This is a genomic window from Coprococcus sp. RTP21428st1_C9_RTP21428_210409 (assembly GCF_040227395.1).
Taxonomy (GTDB): Bacteria; Bacillota; Clostridia; order Lachnospirales; family Lachnospiraceae; genus Coprococcus; species Coprococcus aceti.
On the sequence record NZ_JBEHVV010000026.1, the window covers coordinates 18815 to 34761 of the forward strand.

General features: G+C 41.5%; 22 protein-coding genes. 19 read left to right on the top strand and 3 right to left on the bottom strand.

All coding sequences use genetic code 11. The features are described from left to right. Positions 1-7: 7 nt before the first annotated feature. The 3 genes from ABUA34_RS06985 to ABUA34_RS06995 are packed head-to-tail and all read left to right on the top strand — an operon-like array spanning position 8 to position 3635. The gene (locus tag ABUA34_RS06985) at positions 8-1102 is read left to right on the top strand and encodes a polyamine ABC transporter substrate-binding protein (RefSeq protein WP_055224604.1); all 1095 of its coding nucleotides are present in this window, start codon (positions 8-10) and stop codon (positions 1100-1102) included. A gap of 9 nt (positions 1103-1111) precedes the next feature. Further along, positions 1112-2401, top strand: a complete 1290-nt coding sequence (locus ABUA34_RS06990) for an MFS transporter (protein ID WP_349823065.1) — start codon at positions 1112-1114, stop codon at positions 2399-2401. 31 nt (positions 2402-2432) lie between these two features. Then, complete coding sequence (locus tag ABUA34_RS06995; protein ID WP_022216196.1) at positions 2433-3635, top strand: tyramine oxidase subunit B; 1203 nt, start codon at positions 2433-2435, stop codon at positions 3633-3635. Between the two features lie 269 nt (positions 3636-3904). Here ABUA34_RS06995 and murI read toward each other — a convergent pair whose 3' ends face one another. Next, entirely contained in the window at positions 3905-4672 is a 768-nt protein-coding gene (murI, locus tag ABUA34_RS07000) for a glutamate racemase (RefSeq protein ID WP_015533484.1), read from the bottom strand. A gap of 219 nt (positions 4673-4891) precedes the next feature. On the opposite strand from murI, the gene ABUA34_RS07005 reads away from it, so the two are divergent. The 16 genes from ABUA34_RS07005 (at position 4892) to ABUA34_RS07080 (ending at position 14515) form a co-directional block, all read left to right on the top strand. Continuing rightward, positions 4892-5395, top strand: a complete 504-nt coding sequence (locus tag ABUA34_RS07005) for an HD domain-containing protein (RefSeq protein WP_055147888.1) — start codon at positions 4892-4894, stop codon at positions 5393-5395. Positions 5396-5476: 81 nt separating this feature from the next. Continuing rightward, positions 5477-6304, top strand: coding sequence for a zinc ribbon domain-containing protein (locus ABUA34_RS07010; RefSeq protein WP_015533483.1), 828 nt, complete (start codon positions 5477-5479; stop codon positions 6302-6304). A gap of 30 nt (positions 6305-6334) precedes the next feature. After that, positions 6335-7129, top strand: coding sequence for an enhanced serine sensitivity protein SseB (locus tag ABUA34_RS07015; RefSeq protein WP_015533482.1), 795 nt, complete (start codon positions 6335-6337; stop codon positions 7127-7129). A 14-nt stretch (positions 7130-7143) separates the two neighbouring features. Then, positions 7144-7620 (top strand): COG2426 family protein, encoded by a 477-nt coding sequence (locus tag ABUA34_RS07020; protein ID WP_022216200.1) that lies wholly within the window; start codon positions 7144-7146, stop codon positions 7618-7620. Positions 7621-7658: 38 nt separating this feature from the next. Beyond that, positions 7659-7901: a hypothetical protein gene (locus tag ABUA34_RS07025; protein WP_055280684.1), complete on the top strand. Its 243-nt coding sequence runs from the start codon at positions 7659-7661 to the stop codon at positions 7899-7901. 134 nt (positions 7902-8035) lie between these two features. Continuing rightward, positions 8036-8185: a 50S ribosomal protein L33 gene (gene rpmG / locus ABUA34_RS07030; RefSeq protein WP_004849439.1), complete on the top strand. Its 150-nt coding sequence runs from the start codon at positions 8036-8038 to the stop codon at positions 8183-8185. Between the two features lie 27 nt (positions 8186-8212). Continuing rightward, positions 8213-8425, top strand: coding sequence for a preprotein translocase subunit SecE (secE, locus tag ABUA34_RS07035; RefSeq protein ID WP_015533480.1), 213 nt, complete (start codon positions 8213-8215; stop codon positions 8423-8425). A 15-nt stretch (positions 8426-8440) separates the two neighbouring features. Continuing rightward, positions 8441-8968: a transcription termination/antitermination protein NusG gene (nusG, locus tag ABUA34_RS07040; RefSeq protein ID WP_015533479.1), complete on the top strand. Its 528-nt coding sequence runs from the start codon at positions 8441-8443 to the stop codon at positions 8966-8968. A gap of 43 nt (positions 8969-9011) precedes the next feature. Next, positions 9012-9437, top strand: a complete 426-nt coding sequence (gene rplK / locus ABUA34_RS07045; RefSeq protein WP_015533478.1) for a 50S ribosomal protein L11 — start codon at positions 9012-9014, stop codon at positions 9435-9437. 55 nt (positions 9438-9492) lie between these two features. Continuing rightward, positions 9493-10185, top strand: coding sequence for a 50S ribosomal protein L1 (gene rplA / locus ABUA34_RS07050; RefSeq protein WP_015533477.1), 693 nt, complete (start codon positions 9493-9495; stop codon positions 10183-10185). A 205-nt stretch (positions 10186-10390) separates the two neighbouring features. Further along, complete coding sequence (locus ABUA34_RS07055; protein WP_055147874.1) at positions 10391-10687, top strand: WXG100 family type VII secretion target; 297 nt, start codon at positions 10391-10393, stop codon at positions 10685-10687. Positions 10688-10716: 29 nt separating this feature from the next. Beyond that, positions 10717-11040, top strand: a complete 324-nt coding sequence (locus ABUA34_RS07060) for a hypothetical protein (RefSeq protein WP_055147871.1) — start codon at positions 10717-10719, stop codon at positions 11038-11040. A gap of 40 nt (positions 11041-11080) precedes the next feature. Continuing rightward, the gene (locus tag ABUA34_RS07065) at positions 11081-12427 is read left to right on the top strand and encodes a hypothetical protein (protein ID WP_055147868.1); all 1347 of its coding nucleotides are present in this window, start codon (positions 11081-11083) and stop codon (positions 12425-12427) included. A 3-nt stretch (positions 12428-12430) separates the two neighbouring features. Continuing rightward, on the top strand, positions 12431-13678 hold the full coding sequence (locus ABUA34_RS07070; RefSeq protein ID WP_349823066.1) for a type VII secretion EssC family protein: 1248 nt from the start codon (positions 12431-12433) through the stop codon (positions 13676-13678). 3 nt (positions 13679-13681) lie between these two features. After that, positions 13682-13963 (top strand): hypothetical protein, encoded by a 282-nt coding sequence (locus tag ABUA34_RS07075; RefSeq protein WP_022216205.1) that lies wholly within the window; start codon positions 13682-13684, stop codon positions 13961-13963. A gap of 27 nt (positions 13964-13990) precedes the next feature. Continuing rightward, positions 13991-14515, top strand: coding sequence for a hypothetical protein (locus tag ABUA34_RS07080; protein WP_118650105.1), 525 nt, complete (start codon positions 13991-13993; stop codon positions 14513-14515). Between the two features lie 80 nt (positions 14516-14595). On the opposite strand, the gene ABUA34_RS07085 is transcribed toward ABUA34_RS07080, so the two are convergent. Together ABUA34_RS07085 and ABUA34_RS07090 are read right to left on the bottom strand one after the other, a co-directional pair. After that, on the bottom strand, positions 14596-15069 hold the full coding sequence (locus ABUA34_RS07085; protein ID WP_055280679.1) for a hypothetical protein: 474 nt from the start codon (positions 15067-15069) through the stop codon (positions 14596-14598). Between the two features lie 2 nt (positions 15070-15071). Continuing rightward, entirely contained in the window at positions 15072-15611 is a 540-nt protein-coding gene (locus ABUA34_RS07090) for a DUF6120 family protein (RefSeq protein ID WP_120124748.1), read from the bottom strand. Positions 15612-15947: the final 336 nt, after the last annotated feature.

Consider the following 15947-nt stretch of genomic DNA (forward strand, 5'->3'; position numbering starts at 1 on the left):
AATGACTATGGTAAGAGGAAAAATCAAAAAAATGATGGCTGCAGCACTTGCAGCGACAATGGTATTTACGATGACAGCATGTGGCAGCGATTCAGAAGAGAAAACTGCAGACGGATACGCAAAGGAGATATATCTGTACAACTGGTCAGAGTATATGAGTGAAGATGTTCTCAATAAATTTGAGGAGGAATATGGCATAAAGGTAGTGGAGACTACATTTGAGTCGAATGACGAGATGCTGGCAAAGCTCATGGCGGGAGGCGGATCAGAATATGACATTGCAGTACCTTCAAACTTCTACATAGAATCTATGAAGGCAAATGATCTGCTTGAGCCTCTGGACAAGGATGTGATCACCAATTATGACAATATCGATGAGACTTACAGGACAATGCAGTGTGATCCGGATGGAGAGTACTGTGTTCCATATATGGGAACATCCTGTGTATGGATAGCAAATAAAAAGATGCTGGACGACTATGGTATAGAGATCCATAAGATGGACGACTTGAAGAATGATAATCTGAAGAATAATATTTTGCTTGTGGATGATTCCCAGGCTATTATGAGTGTAGGTCTGCTGGGATGCGACCTTGATCCTACATCGGGCAACCTCGATGATATTGCAAAGGCAAAGGATTATATAAGTGGGCTGAATCCATATATCAAGGCATTTGCAGCGTCAACAGACACGAGAGACAGTATGGCAAAGGGAGAGGTAGCAGTTGCTCTCATGTACAGCGGCGAGGCACTCCAGGCGATGAAGGAGAATCCGGATCTTGAGGTAGTCATGGATGGTGAGCAGTGTTCACTCTCAATGGATACAATGGTCCTGCTCAAAGGCTCAAAGCACAAAGAGGAGGCAGAGCTGTTCCTTAACTTTATATTGAGACCTGACATATCCGCAGAACTCACAAATGAATTCCAGTTCATCTGTGCCAATAAGGCAGCAGTAGAATATTTGGATGATGACCTGAAAAACAGTCCACTGTGTGTGCTCACAGATGATATGAAGAAGAGGATATTTATGATAAATACATTTGATGCAGATGCGATATCAGCTGAGACAGATGCGGTCATGGAGATCAAATCATCCAGATAGGAACAGCCTATGGGATTGCAGAAGAAGATACGCGTAGACACATCTATAAAAAAGAAAAACGCGAAGCTCAATATAAAATATGCAATATTACAGATGATGTTCTGGACCTGTGCGGCATCTGCGTACGCATACCTCACGCAGATGCTGCAGTACAAAGGTTTTACGGACGGACAGATAGGAGTAATAAATGCGGTAAAATTATTTTCAACTGTAGTGTTTCAGATAGTCATAGGTGTATTTTCCGACCGGCATGCAGAACGTATCCAGTTAAAATATATCATCTCAGTGCTGACTGCTGTGGCGTTGCTGTTGACATCTGTTTTTTATGAGTATAAATTATCGTTTGTACAGACAGTGATGCTGTTCATCGGATTTGGTGCAACATTTACATGCATATCACCGCTTATAGATTCCATGTCCATAAAGTATATGAACGGCGGCAGAAATATCAACTACCCTATATGCAGGGCAGCAGGTTCCTGTGCGTGGGCTGTGGCATGTGTGCTGTTTGGGGTGTTCTGTGACAGGTATGATGCGAACAGGCTTCTGATACTACAGATGCTGTTCACCGCCATGATGCTGGCGGTGCTGCTGGTCATGGATGATACATCATCCTGCAGCGATTGCAGGGCTTTGGGCGCAAGAGAGAGAATAGCTGCAGCAAACATTACGGAGACCCGGAAAACAGAGGTACACACCGCAGGATATCTGCTCACAACATACCCGAAGTACAGGTGGTTTCTCATAGGTTCAGCGGTTATGTTCATGGGATATAATGTTGGAACGACATTCCTGATAAATGTGTTTGAACGCCTGGGTGGCAATAATTTTCATTATGGACTGGCTGAGTTCGTGATGGCGGTCAGTGAAGTTCCGTCGGCATTCCTGCTCATAAAATTCAGAAAGCGGATATCTCTTGACAAGATAATGCTGTGCTGTGCGGTGTTCATGACATTCAAGAACATGTTCGCGGCATTCTCGGACAATGTGTGGGTGATCGTCATATCCCAGGGATGCGAGATGCTGGGCTTTGGGTTATTCTATTCCGGGAGTGTGTATCTTATAGAAGAGATGCTGTCACCCGCTGATGTGGTGAAGGGAATGTCATTGATAAACGCATTTACGGTGGGAGCCGGAGAGGGGATAGGAGCTCTGCTGTGTGGATGGATAAATTCCAGATACGGACTTACAGTGCTCATGGATTCCAGCGTAGTGATAAGTGCAGTGTCCATTGTATGTATAGTGATCATGTGTCGTGCGTCAAAAGAGATTCATGGCAAAATAATAAAAAACAGCTGATATATGACGAGAGAAAGGTTTGGTAAGGATTATGAAGAACCGAGATGTAGAATCAGAAGCGGCAGGAAGAAAGAGCAATATAGAAACAGACAAGCAGAATATAAGCTTCCTCTACCTCAGCGAGGAGGATATGATAGATGCGGGTGTTCTCAACCCGGGAAGATGTGTGGATGTTATGGAGGAGACCATGGGACTCATGGAGGACGGAGATTTCCTCATGGGTGGTCCGTACAATGACGCACATGGCCTTATGTTGTACTTCCCAAAGAAGTCACCGATAGAGAATTTCCCGGTCAACAATGCCAGAGACAGGAGATTCATCGCCATGCCGGCATATCTTGGCGGCAGATTCCATGTGGCAGGAGAGAAGTGGTACGGTTCAAATGGCAACAACAGAGCCATAGGGCTCCCTCGTTCCATACTGATGATGATGCTCAACGATGTGGAGACAGGAAAACCTTTGGCATATATGTCCGGAAATCTTCTTAGTTCTATGAGAACAGGTGCTATGCCGGGACTTGCGGCAAAGCTTCTGGCAAGGAATGACTCAAAGGTGCTCACACTGGTCGGCCCTGGAGTCATATGCAGATCAAGTCTCAGAGCCATCATGTCACAGAGATTTGACATAGACACCATCAAGATAAAGGGCAGCTCACCGACATCGGCAAATGCGATTAAGATGAAAGAGTACATAGAGGAAAATTATCCTCAGGTAAAAAATATAGTTCTGTGCAAGGATATGGAGGAGGCACTTAAGGATGCAGACATCATAACTGAGGCAGTCTCATGCAAGGAGGGCGAGTGGCCAGAGTACAAGCGAGAGTGGCTCAAGCCCGGAGCGCTGGTCATCTCTACAAGTACCTTCAATATGGAGCATAAGAGTATTGTTGACTTGAAAAAAGTCATAGACAACTACGGAATGTACGAGAATTATGCAGAGGAAGATAATGTTGGATACGATGAAAATGGCGACAGACTCCACACAGGCTGCATGGGAGAGGACTTCGTCTATATGGTGCAGGATGGATTGATCGAGAGGGATTCTCTTACTACATTTGGGGAGATAATCCGCGGCAAGAAGCCTGGCCGTGAATCCGACGATGAGATAATACTCGTGTCTATAGAGGGCATGCCGACAGAGGACGTGGCATGGGCATATGAATGTTACACCTATGCCCTTGTCCATGATATCGGCACGAAACTCAAAGTCTGGGATCACCCATATGCATTTTAACAATTCTGAGAACTAGCTTTGAATAATAAGTCGTAGTCAGGCTCAAAACATATATTCAGCAAAAAAGCCGTGTATGTACATGGACAATCGGTAGTGAATACAGCCGAGCTTCGAGCATTTCTGTGCTAAGGCATAGCACGCAAACGCCCTTATCGCGTGCGGAGCCGCATGCATATAGAAATGCTTGAAGCGACAGCTGTAGAACGTGATTGACCATGTACATACACGGACTTTTTTATGTTGGATATATGTTTTGAGCCGTCCGTCAATTACGCTTCAAACAATTGGTGACAAAGTTTAATGGTTTCAGGGTTTGTACTGCTGCTGTAGAACTCCACAGTGCCCTTCTCTATGGAAGGCGTGAGAAGCTCAGCGATGCGCAGTCTCCTCTGAAGCTCCAGGGCGGTGCCGTGGGCTCCATTGAAGATCTTCACGTCAGGTCCGGCAATACGCTGTATAACCTTCTCCACAAATGGATAATGAGTGCAACCGAGAACGATGGCATCCACATGCTTCTCCAGAGATGGGGCGAGCAGTCCTTTCAGAAATTCAGTGATCTCCTCACCATCGAAAATTCCCTTTTCCACATAATCCGCAAGGCCCGGACATGGAACCGGGTAAATATCGGACTCCTTTGAATAATGTTTCATGAGTTCATGAAATTTAGGTAGAGCCAGTGTGGCAGGGGTGGCCATGACAGCTACCTTGTCGTGCTCCTTCCACAGAACCGCAGGCTTCAGAGCCGGTTCAATACCGATGATCGGTATGGAAGGATACTGCTGTCTCAGTGTCGAGGCTGCAACACTTGTGGCGGTGTTGCAGGCGATGACGATCGCCTTCACATCCTTTGCGAGAAGAAAATTGGTACACTGCTCCGATCTCTCAAGAATAGCCTCTCTGGTCTTTGTTCCGTAAGGTGCGTGTGCCGAATCGCCAAAATATATATAATTTTCACAGGGCATGAGCTCCACGATGTCGCGGAGAACGCTTATTCCGCCGAGCCCTGAGTCGAATACTCCAATTGAACGTGTGTCCATAATAAAATCTCCAATGTTTTGTATCACTTGTGTTGATAGTTTATCTCCAACCTAAAATTATACTATTATAGTCAATAAAAAACAACTTACGGAAGTATATATTATAGAAGTAACAGAAAATCCGGGCGTAAGGAAGATTAAATGTTTATAAACTGTATAGACTATTCACAAATAGTGGTGTTAGAATGATACGAGTCATAAAGAAAGGCGGATGATGACATGGCACGAAATTTGGTTTCTATAGTAAAAGAGAAAATGATTGAATACTATGCCGGGGATTCCAGACGGGTACATCACTTCCTGAAGGTTCATTCATTTGCGAAGCTGATAGCTGAGATGGAGGGCATGGAGCCCGACGAGATGCAGGTCCTGGAGATCGCAGCACTTGCCCACGATATAGGCATAAAGAACGCAGAACTGAAATATGGATATAATAATGGCAAGCTGCAGGAACAGGAGGGACCTCCTGAGGCAAGACGGCTGCTCAGAGAGGCAGGTGCAGAAGATGCCGCAGTGGAGAGGGCATGTTATCTGGTGGCACATCACCACACCTACAGGAATATAGACGGTTTGGATTATCTGATACTGGTGGAGGCCGATTTCCTCGTCAACATGTATGAGGATAAGGCGGACGCAGATACTATAAGGACGGCATACGATAATATATTTGCCACGGAATCCGGCAAAATGCTGTGCAGACAGCTCTTTTCGCTGGAATATTGAAAAAAAGATGAATTATGTTATACTTAACAGGTCAGAGATGGCGGCAGGGATAGACGCCGCTGTTAGATTTGGAGGAGAAAGATGAAGCTTTATATATCAAAGTTACTGTCTACAGCTTTGCCAATAGTAGGAGTGCTGTGTATATTTGGATTTGCATTTGCAGGAAATATAAGCATGGGCTGGATTCTGTTCGTAGTGCTTGCGCTTATATCAGGCATTATAAACACCATATTCTTCAGATGTCCGCACTGCGGCAAATCAATACCGGCAAACTGTACGGTCAACCAGAAGTATTGTCCTCTGTGTGGAGAGGATCTCGGTATGAAGCCTTCAAGAATAAGCTACTACGGAAAATGCCGCAAGAATAAGAACGGAGTTATGAGAGGTTATTCCACAGTTGGACCTATGGTATTCATAGTAAGCCTGCTCATACTGTTTCTCATTGTGATGGCTGTATTTGGAGTGGACAGTCTCAATAAAGGTATGGGAAGGATTGCAGTCATACTTGCATTCTGTGTGAGCGTTATACTTGCGATATTCTGTAGGATAGCGGTATCATCGGCGGTGAAGATGGATGACAAGGCGATATATTTCAGTAAGATACCATTTATGTGGAGAAAATACGAGATAGATGATATAGTAGAGAATGAGCGCGTTGTAGAGCCGTTCTATCACGTGAACAGAGGATACATATTTGCAACCTCAAAGGGAATGGTGGCTATACCGATGGCATCATATGCAGGTGGCCAGGAGTTCTTTACGGAATTTACCTCAAGGATAGGCCAGAGCATGCCGGATGTGAGACCGGATCTTGTGTTGTCCAAGAGATCAGATCAGGCAAAGGCTGATGAAGAGCACTATGAGGAAGCGGTGAAGCTTTACAACGAGCATTACGGTGAGAAGAGATAATACACAATTAATTAATGAAAGGATAACGAGATGGACGTAAAAGACATTGGAAAAAAGATTGAGAACGTGGAGCTTGTTGAGGCTATGCACGCAGTTAGAGAAAATGAGAACAAGGATACACTTAAGCAGCTCTTTGAGTCAGTGGTCCATGCAGTATTTATAGTTCCTGCAAAGTTCGACCAGGAGCCAAAGCCTGATGAGAATGGAAAGGTTACATTCCAGGACGGAGTGAAGATCAACTTCTCACTTCTGACAAATGAGCAGGGAGACAAGGTACTTCCGTGCTTCACAGATTATGAGTCGATGGCTTCATCGCAGTTTAACGATGGCTTCCAGAGAATAATACTTCCATATAAGCAGCTTGAGGATCTTGTGTTCAATTCAAATGGAAACATAAGCGGAATAGCTATGAATCCTTTCACTGAGAACTGCTTTATATCAGGAGAGTTTATCCGTCAGTACAGAGAGCGCTCACGTACAGGACTTGTACAGAGCAAGATCAAGCCAGGCGCAACAGTCAAGCTCAGAACACCAAAGTATCAGCCGATACAGATGCTTGATGCTGCAAGAGAGTATCTGGCAGACAAAGAGAATGTTGACAGAGCGTATATACAGATGATGGAGGAGCAGGGACAGGAGGATAAGTATCTTGTTGCTCTTGAGGTAAACGGAGACGAGAAGCCTGTATTTGCCGGACTCATACCTCTTATGAAGCCTCATTCATTTGGCATCGAGGTGGCACTGGTCAGAGCAGACAACATGCTTGGTAAGAAAGTGACAGAGGTGACAGAGCCGTTCTATGTTAGAGCCGGACTTGAAAATTAAATGAGAGGATCGTTATGTTAAAAAAATATCTGACTATATTTCTTATATCCATGGTACCAATACTTGAGCTTCGAGGCGCCATACCGTATTCGGTGGGCTTTGGACTTCCGAGTATACCGTCATTTATAGTGTGCGTCATAGGCAATATGATACCGGTTCCATTTATATACTGGTTTGCAAGACGTGTGCTTGAGTGGGGAAAAGACAAGAGATTCATAGGCAAATTCTTCACATGGTGTCTTGTGAAGGGAGAGCACGGCGGACAGAAGCTCATGGCAAAGTCCGGCACTGGAGTGTATATCGCACTTCTGCTGTTCGTGGGAATACCACTTCCGGGAACCGGGGCGTGGACAGGAACACTGGCAGCCAGCTTCCTTGAGCTTGACTGGAAGAAAAGCGTTATCATGGTCATGCTGGGAGTGATCATGGCAGGAGTGATCATGTACCTTGGAAGTATAGGATTGTTCGGAGCGATAGGTCTTTTGAAATAATACTGATATAAGTAAGATTTACAGAGAGGTTGATAAATATGGCATTTAATCCGGGAATGATGTTTAAGATCAAAGGAGCCTGGGAGCGGTTCGTCCAGAATCATCCAAAGTTCCCTATGTTCCTCAGGGCAGCCGCTGCCACAGGAATAAAGGAAGGCTATATAATAGAAGTGAAGATCACAGATACAGAGGGCAAGACCATTTGTACCAATGTGAAGCTCACAGATTCCGACATGGATCTCATAGATGTCATAAAAGACATGAGTACAAACGGAAGATAGACGGACAGGATCAAATATACTAGAAATTATATAAAAGACTTCTTGACTTGCATAGGTCGATTGTGTTATTGTAGACTTTGCGATGAAAGAGGTCTTTTTTTTGTGCCTTAAAATAACAATGGAGGTAAGTGGAAATGCGCGTTAAAATAACATTGGCATGTCAGGATTGTAAACAGCGTAATTACAATATGACAAAGGATAAGAAAACGCATCCAGACAGAATGGAAACAAAGAAGTACTGTAGATTCTGCAAGGCTCATACAGTACACAAGGAGACAAAATAGTCTGAACCAGTAAGGAGGAATAGAGTTATGTCTAAATCTAGTAAAGAAGAAAAGTCAAATACTCTCAAGAGAAGCTGGTTTCAGGAATTAAAGGGAGAGTTCAGGAAGATTACATGGCTTGACAAGAGCTCCCTTGCAAGACAGTCATTTGCGGTAGTTGTTTCCTCAGTCGTACTCGGCTGTATCATAGCTATCGTAGATTGGTTGATCCAGATTGGTTTGAATTTCATAGTTGGGTAAAGGATGGTGAAGAATATGTCAGAGGCAGAGAATGCAAGATGGTATGTTGTTCATACCTACTCAGGATATGAAAACAAAGTAAAGGCTGATATTGAGAAAACAAAAGAAAACAGAAATTTACAAGACCAGATTTTAGAGGTAGTCGTTCCGGTTGAAGATGCCACAGAGATTAAGAATGGTAAGCCAAAGTCGATCGAGAGAAAGATACTTCCTGGTTACGTTCTCATCAACATGATCATGAACGATGTTACATGGTATGTTGTACGTAATACCAGAGGAGTTACAGGATTTGTCGGATCAGATCCAAGAAAGCCTGTACCACTCACTGATGAGGAGCTGAGCAATCTGTATCAGACCTCAGAGGAGGTTGTCATCGATGTTGAAGTGGGAGACTCAATAACGGTTACTTCAGGTGCCTGGGAAGGCACAGTAGCAACAATTAAGGCAATTAATACTGCAAAACAGACCGTAGCCATCGAAGTAGAAATGTTTGGTCGTGTGAATACTGTTGATATTGCGTTTGCTGATATCAAGAAGTTGTAATTATCAAGTGGATTGTACCACAGTATTTTGGAGGAATGCTAAAATGGCAAAGAAAGTAGAAGGATACATCAAATTACAGATACCTGCAGGAAAGGCAACTCCTGCACCACCTGTTGGACCAGCTCTTGGTCAGCACGGTGTAAATATCGTTGCTTTCACAAAGGAATTCAATGCAAGAACAGCTAATGAAGGTGACATGATCATTCCTGTTGTTATCACAGTATACCAGGATAAGAGCTTCAGCTTCATTACAAAGACTCCACCTGCATCACTTCTTATCAAGAAGGCATGTAACATCAAGTCAGGTTCTGCAAACTCAAAGAAGACTAAGGTTGCAACAATTTCTAAGGCTAAGGTTCAGGAGATCGCTGAACTTAAGATGAAGGATCTGAACGCTGCAAGCCTTGAGTCAGCTATGAGCATGATCGCTGGAACAGCTCGTTCAATGGGCGTTACAGTTGAAGAGTAATACAGATATTTAGTGGGAGGGTCGCTCCCGATATGACCACAGGAGGTTTATAATAATGATAAAAAGTAAGAAATATGTAGATGCAAGCAAGCTCTATGATAAGACCGCTGCTTACGAGGCAACTGAGGCAGTTGCTTTAGTTAAGAAGATGGCTTCAGCTAAGTTTGATGAGACAGTAGAGGCACACCTCAGACTCGGTGTTGATGGACGTCACGCTGATCAGCAGGTTCGTGGTGCCGTAGTTCTTCCACACGGAACAGGTAAGACTGTTAAGGTTCTCGTATTTGCTAAGGGTGCAAAGGTTGACGAGGCTCTTGCAGCAGGCGCTGATTACGCTGGTGGAGACGAGCTCGTGCCAAAGATCCAGAACGAGGGATGGTTAGACTTCGACGTTGTTGTTGCAACACCTGACATGATGGGCGTTGTAGGACGTCTTGGTCGTGTACTTGGACCAAAGGGTCTCATGCCAAACCCTAAGGCTGGAACAGTTACTATGGATGTAGCTAAGGCTATCTCAGATATCAAAGCTGGTAAGATAGAGTACAGACTTGACAAAGCCAACATTATCCATGTGCCAGTGGGAAAAGTTTCTTTCACAGAGGAACAGTTAAACGAGAATTTCCAGACTTTAATAAATGCTATTGTTAAGGCAAAGCCAGCCGCTGCTAAGGGTCAGTACCTTAAGAGCGTTGTAATTGCTTCAACAATGGGCCCTGGTGTAAAGATCAACACAACAAGCTACGTATAAAAGCCGGTTGACCTGAGCATCAGTCACACAAAAGCCCCACACCCTATGAGATATTTTCAGGATATTGCGTAGGGTGTGGGGCTTTTTATATGCAAAAAACGATGACAATAAATACTGATCAATATAAAATAGATTATCTAAATACATATTGACAACTATATCCAAAAGTAAGATACTGTATATAACATAAATTGAGAGGATGAGTATGGCAACAAAAATAAATATTAATACAAAACAGTTACATGCGGATATAAAGGCGTTGAAGGATGATATTGACGCGAGTATGCGCGAAAGACTTGTTATCCAGTGTGGATATGAAGAGCTTGCGTCACAGTGGAGCGGGCCGGCCGCAAAAACTTATGATGAAGGATTTCGAAATGCTATGACCAATATGAAGGCTTTATATAGTGATATTAAGGATAAGATAGATGGCGTTTATGACATGTGTAAATTGTTTGAGAAGTGTGAAGCTTCTGTATTGGATAGGATTCAGGAACTCTGATCGGGAAAAGTTCAGGAAGGAATGGTTATGTGGAAAGCGATACAGAAATAATAGTGGTGCCATTAAGGCAAATGTTGCTATTTGAAAAACTATATGCGAAGAACTTTGCGGATATGCTTGTGCGATTTGGAAGTATTATAGAAACATGCAACAAAATAAATGGGTATTGGGAAAGTGATGGATGGACAGAGATTTATGAAGATATGGCAGATAAATCAGATCGTATGAATGAGATCGTAGACGATATGTCTAATTACTATATGGATATTGTAAATATTACAGAAAGCTATGATGCTGTGGAAGCAATTAATGTGGATATTGGAGAATCTTTGTCGGGAGACGTAATTAACTAAAAGAAATATTGGGTTAAAAAGTAATATTAAGGGGTAAATGATGGACGGCACTGGTATAGAACTATATGTACATCTTGAGAAGCTGGAGGAAGAAGTAGAACAATTTAATAACGTCAGTAAAAACTTTGGGGATTACATAGATATGTATAAAAGGCAGATGGATGTTATACGATACAGCAAAATGGCAGATGGGTTATATGACATGCCAGCACTTATAAGAACTTATGATGAGTTTGTGGAAGAAGCTGATCGGTTGAACAAGTTTTCAAAAGCTTTGCAAGATATATACAAAGAGTATAAGATGTGTAATGATACATATACTCAAATGGGTATAGACCTTGGAAATCAATATGCAATTACCCCGTGGGCAAAGACAAATGAAGGAAAGATAGTCATTGGGACGAGCATAATAGTGGGATTGCTGGTGATTGCTATTGTAGCACCAGAGGTTACTGCTGCAGCGATGTCTACTGGCGCAATGACAAGTACAACAGCAGCAACTATGATAGAGACAGTAACGGCAGACATGGCGTGGGGTTCTCTAACAACATCTATGATGAATGCAGAGTATTCATGTTATATGGCATGCAAAAATGGAGAAAATCCTGCGGATGCCTTTGCTGATGCATATATGTGGGGTGCTTTGGAAGGTGGAGCCACTGGATTACTGGAAGGTTTTGGGGAGACGTTGGCTATAGTGAAAAGTGCAAAGACGATGACTAATACTGCAGCTTTTTTACAGCAATATAAAATAACCGGTTATGTAAATGGCGTTAACTTCGCAGTAATGGCGGGGAATTCGGCTTTGTCGACATCCATATATTGCGCCCAAGAGAAATCACATTGTAGAAACGTTTCGTTGGAGGATGCCGCAATTCAATATAAAGAGAATTTTACATATAATTTAGCGATAGATACTGCTGTTGGAATTGGCGAGAAATTTGTTGACGTAAAAAGAACAAAAAGTATAGAAAAAAATAAGGCAATGGAAGGAGAAAAGCGCAAGGTTGGAAAGCTTTCGACAAAAGAGAAAACTGTCCGGAAAATTACAAGTAAAAATGAAGGTTACAGTCAAAATCAGGCTTTTTTAAATGGAGAAAAATCAACGCGTAATGCTCAAGGAAGTATAAGTCCGACATTGTATAAGGATGGAAGTTGTATTGATGTCAGAAGTTATAATATTCAAAATGAAAGTGGAAGGGCAATGCTTATCAAAGATGTCACGACAAGAAGCCAGAAAATGAAAGCAAATTTGCCCACAGGAACAAAGCAGACAATAGTTATTGATGCAAGAGGACGGAGTATATCAAATAGAGATTTAAAAGATCTATACATGAAAGCAAAGTGTGCATTAGATAGCGATGTTGAAATTAAATTTATTAGGTAAGAAATGATTAGAGAAGATACAAATAAAAATATTATTGAAAGATTTCCAAGCATGGAGAGTGATCTCAAATTGCATGCGATTCCCCAACTTAATAAAAATAAAGAAGATATATGGACAGCTATAAAAATATTAGCATTTTATGCGGTTTTGGGCGTGTATGCGTATTATAAATATATGGAGATGACAGGTGAACCGCATACAAGCCCTTCCGTTACAAGATATACGCTTATGCTTCTGGGGGCTGTACCAGTAGGAATAGTGATTGCTCTTGTGGCCTTATATGATAGTATTCGTGATTATTTACGAAATAGACCCTCAAGAAAGAAAATAAAAAAAATAAGAGAGAACTATTTGGAGGATGTTAGCAAGCAGATAATTTCTTACAGAGAAGCCGCTTTAGAATGGATGAACAAACGGTTTGTGCCGGCAGAGAATCTGATAAGAAGAATTATGAGGGGAGAGAAAAAGATTCGTAATCAGGGAGATGTAATGCTTACATATAGACTAGGAACAGGTGATCTGGATATATCAGAGCATATCATACTTCCCAATATGGTAAATACACCACAGAATATTAAATTAAAGAGAACCTATAAAAAACTCAAAGAGGAATACGGAATAATACATGAAATCCCTAAAGCGATAAGTCTGGACGAGGTGGGATTACTTGGCGTAGTAGGACACGGTGACAAGAGGAAGGCATACGATATAGTTAGGGCATTGTCTACGCAGATTTTGGTAAATGAAGTGCCAGAGGATCTTAAGGTTGCATTTGTGTATGATAGTGTTCATAGTAAGGGGTGGAATAAATATGAGTCGTTTACGAGAACTCAGATGGAGACGGGCATTAGTCTTGTAGCAGGCACTCCTGAAAAAAGAGGAAAAGTATTAAACATGCTGGCACAGGCAATCGAGGAAAGAAAGGCTTTGAGTGGAGACGGCGTAGAAAATATGAAACCGCGGTACATAGTGTTTGTAGATGATATGGCTTTATTGAAAAATCATAGAATTGTGGAAGCACTGCGTGATGATCTGTGTGTGTGTGCATTTACATTTATTGTTGTGGCGGATTGCATAGAGAAACTGCCAGAGAACGTTGAATATGCACTTGTTGATTCTTTGGAATTTTCAGGAGTTTATTCTATGACCGATCATACATGTATGCCGATGGTATTTGATAAATTATCAGAGCAAAAACTTGATAAATATATAAATTATATAAAGAGCAAAAAAAACGTTGCGGAGAGGTGATTTGTGTTGGAAAAAATAACAGATTATGAGTATGCTCAAATAGAATCTGCTATAAATGGTATATTGGGAATCCGAAATAATATAAGTCAATATATTCTAGATAGTTTATTTCAATCGGCAGAAAGCTTTAACAAGAATTGGAAGGGCGAAGCGGAGACCTTATTCGTAGGTAAACTTGAGCTGCTATACAATGCAATTAGTGACACAAATACCGCAGCATATAATATGGCAATGAGTATGAGTGAGCAGGCATCCGAAATTTATAAAAAACAAAATGAGAAATAATTTAACGGAAAAGGGAGAGTTAATGCAATGGCAGATACAAAGAAATATGGCTGGAATGTACAGATAGATGGTGTTCAATATCTGGTGGAGTACATGAAAGGAAGTATATTTATTAATGGTGGGGAGGCTTTCAAGCTCAGATCACTGGAGAGAACAGGCACCTTAAGAAAAGATAAACAGTTGAGCTATACAGTCCCGTTAGCAGGAAAAGAACTGAATCTGGTTATAAGCGCAGTGAGTGGTATCAGTCTCATTATGGATGGAATGGATCTGGGAACATATCCAGATGGTGCAGGAGCTAATCAAAAAGCTCCTGCCTGGATAGTAGTATTTTATGTATTATATTTTATAGAATATTGGGGAATAATGGGTGGTGCCATAGGAGGCTTGCTGCTCGGAACTGCGGCAGTCGTGACGTTTATGGTTGCTAAAAGTGAGAAGCTTTCTACGGGCGTGAAGTTGGTAATATGCATAGCATTATACGTTGTTGCTACTGCGTTGGAGCTGGTTATAAGATCTGCATTAGTAGGGGTGTCTGGCCGGTACAGATAAAATAAAGCCACATACCATATGAAAAATCTGTAAGATATTTCGTGTGGTATGTGGCCTTGTTCTTTATCTTGTATAACTAACTAGGAAATGGTTCCGTTAGCTGAACATGATATAGTAACTGATTTAGTAACTGTCTGAAGCAGTACGCCTTTTGAGGAGTACTTTTTCCCAACTGTACTAGCAGTTGCTTTGTTGCCAGATCTTGAACAAGAAGGTGTGGCTACCTTCCAGTATGAGCTATTAGAAGTTGCTACAGCTTTAGCGGATGTGCATGTGCTGGAAGAACCTGTATAACGGAATGTTGCTGCAATCTGAAGACTCCAGAGAACGTTTCCGTTAGAATCATTGCAGTATATAGTTTTGGAAGCACTTTTGGTTTTTGTGGCTCTACTCAGAGATGGCTGAGATGGCATTTCCTCGATAACTTCCACAAATGTAAGAGAGTCATCGCTCGTATCTTCTTCTGCGGCCTTAACAGTTGGAACGTTTATTGTAGACAAACAGATGAAGATCATACAACATATAGCTAATAATCTACGTAATTTTTTATTCATATTTATTCCTCCGTATCAGTATTATTGTTATTATCATTATTCTGAGTTTCCGAGCTATTATTTAATTGTGCGTCTTCAGCAGAATCTATCCGTGATTTATCAGATAAATCATCTGGCGTTACACCCTCTTGAATGACAATAGTAGTTGATGCAATATCACTACGTCTGGATATCTGCCATTCCTTATACAACATAACTGATATACATATTGCAAAACCCAGTATAACAGAAAGCGCGGTAATGAAAATATATTTCCCATATTTCTTTCCGTTCATGTTGTGGCATATAGTATCTGTGCCTAAATATTCAATATATGTATTGGCACAATCCTTGGGACTTCCAAACTTTTTAGACAGATGTGATACTGTGATCAACTCGCCTTCAAAACTTACTGCGTAATCATACATAGAACTACGCAGCATCTTTAAATATCTCTTTTCCCCCTTTCTGTATATTGGAAACTCTTTTTTAATAGCTTTAATATACTTATCTACAGTTTTTTCGTTTTTTTCATATGCTGAGTTGGCTGAGTTGGTGTTCATTTTCATTCTCCTTTTAATACAATTTCAATATGAACTAATATTATTTTATACTAAAATATCAGAAAATCAATAATGCTTTTGACATTAATAAACAAATTTTGTCAAAATGTGGCTGTTAGTTACAAAAATATAAACAAATAAATTTAGAAAAACAAAACCATTGTTGACAAAACGGTTTAAAAGATGTAATACTAAAAATACAAAATAATTGAATGGAGAAAGATTATGTCGGATAAGATAAATGTCGATACAAGGAAGCTGCACACAGATCTTGTGATTATACAGGACTGTCTGGATCAAAGCACAATTGACAGACGAAACATCCAGAATGATTAT

What these genes read in the sequence shown, in the direction of transcription:
- ABUA34_RS06985 (WP_055224604.1), top strand. Translation starts at nt 8, where the DNA reads ATGGTAAGAGGAAAAATCAAAAAAATGATGGCTGCAGCACTTGCAGCG.
- ABUA34_RS06990 (WP_349823065.1), top strand. Translation starts at nt 1,112, where the DNA reads ATGGGATTGCAGAAGAAGATACGCGTAGACACATCTATAAAAAAGAAA.
- ABUA34_RS06995 (WP_022216196.1), top strand. Translation starts at nt 2,433, where the DNA reads ATGAAGAACCGAGATGTAGAATCAGAAGCGGCAGGAAGAAAGAGCAAT.
- murI (WP_015533484.1), bottom strand. Translation starts at nt 4,672, where the DNA reads ATGGACACACGTTCAATTGGAGTATTCGACTCAGGGCTCGGCGGAATA.
- ABUA34_RS07005 (WP_055147888.1), top strand. Translation starts at nt 4,892, where the DNA reads ATGGCACGAAATTTGGTTTCTATAGTAAAAGAGAAAATGATTGAATAC.
- ABUA34_RS07010 (WP_015533483.1), top strand. Translation starts at nt 5,477, where the DNA reads ATGAAGCTTTATATATCAAAGTTACTGTCTACAGCTTTGCCAATAGTA.
- ABUA34_RS07015 (WP_015533482.1), top strand. Translation starts at nt 6,335, where the DNA reads ATGGACGTAAAAGACATTGGAAAAAAGATTGAGAACGTGGAGCTTGTT.
- ABUA34_RS07020 (WP_022216200.1), top strand. Translation starts at nt 7,144, where the DNA reads ATGTTAAAAAAATATCTGACTATATTTCTTATATCCATGGTACCAATA.
- ABUA34_RS07025 (WP_055280684.1), top strand. Translation starts at nt 7,659, where the DNA reads ATGGCATTTAATCCGGGAATGATGTTTAAGATCAAAGGAGCCTGGGAG.
- rpmG (WP_004849439.1), top strand. Translation starts at nt 8,036, where the DNA reads ATGCGCGTTAAAATAACATTGGCATGTCAGGATTGTAAACAGCGTAAT.
- secE (WP_015533480.1), top strand. Translation starts at nt 8,213, where the DNA reads ATGTCTAAATCTAGTAAAGAAGAAAAGTCAAATACTCTCAAGAGAAGC.
- nusG (WP_015533479.1), top strand. Translation starts at nt 8,441, where the DNA reads ATGTCAGAGGCAGAGAATGCAAGATGGTATGTTGTTCATACCTACTCA.
- rplK (WP_015533478.1), top strand. Translation starts at nt 9,012, where the DNA reads ATGGCAAAGAAAGTAGAAGGATACATCAAATTACAGATACCTGCAGGA.
- rplA (WP_015533477.1), top strand. Translation starts at nt 9,493, where the DNA reads ATGATAAAAAGTAAGAAATATGTAGATGCAAGCAAGCTCTATGATAAG.
- ABUA34_RS07055 (WP_055147874.1), top strand. Translation starts at nt 10,391, where the DNA reads ATGGCAACAAAAATAAATATTAATACAAAACAGTTACATGCGGATATA.
- ABUA34_RS07065 (WP_055147868.1), top strand. Translation starts at nt 11,081, where the DNA reads ATGGACGGCACTGGTATAGAACTATATGTACATCTTGAGAAGCTGGAG.
- ABUA34_RS07070 (WP_349823066.1), top strand. Translation starts at nt 12,431, where the DNA reads ATGATTAGAGAAGATACAAATAAAAATATTATTGAAAGATTTCCAAGC.
- ABUA34_RS07080 (WP_118650105.1), top strand. Translation starts at nt 13,991, where the DNA reads ATGGCAGATACAAAGAAATATGGCTGGAATGTACAGATAGATGGTGTT.
- ABUA34_RS07085 (WP_055280679.1), bottom strand. Translation starts at nt 15,069, where the DNA reads ATGAATAAAAAATTACGTAGATTATTAGCTATATGTTGTATGATCTTC.
- ABUA34_RS07090 (WP_120124748.1), bottom strand. Translation starts at nt 15,611, where the DNA reads ATGAACACCAACTCAGCCAACTCAGCATATGAAAAAAACGAAAAAACT.